At 72.0% G+C, this 3511-nt stretch carries 2 protein-coding genes; both read left to right on the top strand.

Annotated features, from left to right (window positions below; translation table 11 throughout):
* The first annotated feature begins 160 nt into the window (after positions 1-160).
* Positions 161-2989, top strand: coding sequence for a hypothetical protein (locus tag ACIQOV_RS33065; protein ID WP_401054422.1), 2829 nt, complete (start codon positions 161-163; stop codon positions 2987-2989).
* A gap of 17 nt (positions 2990-3006) precedes the next feature.
* Positions 3007-3511 (top strand): hypothetical protein (locus ACIQOV_RS33070; RefSeq protein WP_401054423.1); only part of this gene is annotated, 505 nt, incomplete at its 3' end.

Below are 3511 nucleotides of genomic sequence, written 5' to 3' on the forward strand. Positions count from 1 at the left end.
CCCGGGCGGCTGACCAACACGGGGCCCGCCTTCCTGCGTCTGGCCCCCGGCAGGCCCGGCAGGCCGCCGAGCCTGCGCCTGACCGGCACCAACACCGGACCCACCACCCAGCTCGCCGTCACCGGCCGACGCGCCTACCTGACCTGACCGGAGGACCCCCGTGGCCGTGCACCTGCGCGTCTCCAGCCCGAGCGGCAGCCCGCTCGGGCTACTGCCCTACCCCGCCGACGTCAAGGTGCAGGCGGAGCACAACGGCGCAGGGGCGCTGACCTTCACCTACCCGCGCAACGCCCCGGGCGCCGGCCTGCTGTCCGGGGACGACCCGCGGATCTCTCTCGTCATCGACGGTGTCGAGCAGCCCGAGCGGTATCTGCTGGAGGACGACGGCGACGACCCGGCCGACGGTGCAGGCGAGGCCCGGCCCGTGCAGGTCGGCTGCCGGGGCTCCCTCGCCCTGCTGGAGCGGGCCTTGATCTACCCGGCCGGGCACACCCCCGGCCAGCCGGTGATCGGTCTCGACCCGCACTTCCCGTTCGTCAACGTCAGCCCCGGCGCGATCCTCGCTACCCTGCTGGCCCGCGCGAAGGCCCGCGGCGCGCTGCCCGAGGTCACCTGGGACTTCACGGCCGCCACCGACAGCGCAGGCCGGCCCTGGCCGACCGCCTACACCGCCCAGTACGACGCCGGCACTGACCTGCTGAAGACCCTCACCACTATCACCTCCGCCGGGTGGGCCGACGTGCGGATGACCGGCTACCAGCTCCACGCCTACGTGCCGGACACCGCCTGCGCCACCGACCACCCCGGCATCGTGCTCTACCTGGGCCGGGACGTCCTCAAGGGCCCCCGGCAGCGCTCCCGCCGCACGGTGCGCTCCCACCTGCTGGCCGCCGGAGACAGCGGCGCCCTGGCCGAGGTAGTCGACGCGACCGCCGCCGCCCGCTACGGCCGCCGGGAAGCCTTCGACGGACGCGGCGGCATCACCGACGCGGCCACCCTCGCCGAGCTGGCCCGCGTCACCCTCGGCGGCATGGTGACGGCCTCCGAGGGCTTCACCATCGAACTCGACCCGGCCGCCACCCAGCACCGGCCCGGCATCGACTACCGGCCCGGCGACTACATCCGCTACGACCAGCGCCGAACCAGCCCCACCACGCTGGAGCCGCTGAGGGTGCGCACCATCGCCACCACCTACGACGAGGCCGGCCAGCCCACCAGCTCCCTGGAGCTGGCCGACGTCTTCGTGGAGCAGCGCATCCGCGTGCAGCGGCAGCTGGACGCCCTGACCAACGGCTCCGCGACGGCCTCCCGCACCCCGCTGCCGCCGCTCGGCGACCGCAACGACACCACCGCGCCCAAGCCGCCGGCCGCCGTGCTGGTCGGCTCCTGGGCCTACCTGGACACCGACGGGCAGCAGCACGCCGCCCTCGCGGTGTCCTGGCCCGCGGTCACCGAGAACGCCGACGGCACCGTGTACGACGACGCCGGCAACTACTACGTCTCCTACCTGCTGCCCGGCCTGCGGATCGCGGGCCAGGACCCGCAGTGGTCCCCGGAGCAGGCCGTCAACGGCACCATCGCCCACTACGACCAGCTTCCGGCCGGGCAACGGGTCCAGGCCCGGGTGCGCACCGTGGACGCATCCGGGAACTCCTCCACCTGGCGGCTGTCGGAGGACATCATCCTCGCCAGCGACACCACCCCGCCCCCGGTGCCAGCGAAGCCCGTGGTGACCTCCCTGATCGGCGCACTGCGGGCGGTGTGGGACGGACGCGGCGCGCAGGGCGAGGAAATGCCTGCGGACTTCGCCGAGGTGGAGGTGCACGCCTCCACAGCGGCCGGGTTTGCCCCCAGCGCGGCGACGATCGTCGACCGGCTCGCCGGAGCGGCGGCCGCACCGATCACCGGCCTGACCTACGGCACCACCTACTACATCAAGTTCGTCGCCCGTGACCGGGCGGGCAACGCCTCGCAGCCGTCCGCCGAGGCCTCCGCCTCCCCGACCGTCGTCATCAGGTCTGACCTCGCCGACCAGATCATCGGGACGGCCCAGCTCGCGGACGCCACGATCATCGGCGCAAAGGTCGTGCTGGCGACCATCCAGGACGCCCACATCGGCACCGTCTCCGCCAGCAAGCTCACGGTCGGCAAACTCAACGCCGACATCACAGTCTCCGCGCGCATCAAGACCTCCGACACGGGCGCGAGGGTCGAGCTGAACTCCGGCGGCATCGAGGCGTGGAACGCCAACGGCGTGAAGACCGTCGCCGTGTCCGCGGCCACCGGCGAGGTGAAGCTCGTCGGCGGCCTGTCCAGTGGCACCAGCGGTCAGCGCATCGAGATCAACCCCACGGCCGGCCTCCCGGAGATCCGGTTCTTCCCGACCAACGGCAGCAACTACGCCTTCATCAACGCGGTCGGCGGACACGACGGCGCGGCGTACATCGGGCTGAACAGCGGCAGCTTCCCGCACAACGGGCAGACAGCGGCCTACCGGCTCTACCTGACCGAGTACGTCTCCGCGCTGGAGACCATCCGCACCGACACCCAGAAGCCCTGGGGCGGCACCGTCCGCATGAACGCCAACGAGGGCGCCGGGCTCTTCTACCTGGTCGAGGACAAGGCCTTCGGCTACGTGATCGCCACGCAGGAAGGCGTCCAACTCGGCCGCAGCAACGACCAAGGCAGCCGCACCGAGCTATGGATCGACGCCACAAGTCTCCAGTACAAGGGCACCTTCCCGAACTACTGGTACGCCGAACCGGACCGAGGGCTGTTCACCGGCACCGCCGGGATGACCAACTGGACGGCCATGTCGCTCTCCTACGGGCCGACGATGCAATCCCCGATGGTGCCGATCGTCACCCTGCGGGACTGGCAGGCGATCCGAGCCTGGCAGGTCACCGCATCCAGCCTCACCGGTTTCACCACCACCCTCGCCGCCGCCAGCACCGACGGCTCCGTCGGCTTCTGGTGCTACCGCATCTGACAGGAACAGGACCCACCATGCCCGAGCAGTACCGGGTGCTCGACACCACCCGGATCAACATCGGACCCACGCCGTGCTGGGCCGTGCGCCAGCAACGGCCGGACGGAGACCACCACATCACCGTCTTCCCGACCTCCTCGCTGGAGTGGCGGGCCGCCGAGTACGACATCGACCACACCACCCCGGCTGGCATCGACCTGATCCTCGACATCCTGCTCCACGAGCCGTTCGTTCCGGACCCGCTGGAGAACCGCCACACCGACCCGGCCGCCGCGAAGGGACTCACCGTCCCCACCACCCAGGCGGGGCACGGCCTCTCCGCCGGGGACACCGTGCCCGTCACCCTGCACACCGCGCCGGACCGGGCCACCGCCCGCCAAGCCCACCTTGAACGGATCGCCCACGCCAAGCGGACCCGCGTCACCGTCACGGCCGGCCCGGCCACGGGCGCGCTCCGAGCAGCGGCAGCGCGGCCCGCACCGGACCCCCTCGACGTGATCCGCCGTAACCACGGCATCACCC

It is taken from the genome of Kitasatospora sp. NPDC091257 (assembly GCF_044757675.1).
Taxonomy (GTDB): Bacteria; Actinomycetota; Actinomycetes; order Streptomycetales; family Streptomycetaceae; genus Kitasatospora; species Kitasatospora lactacystinica.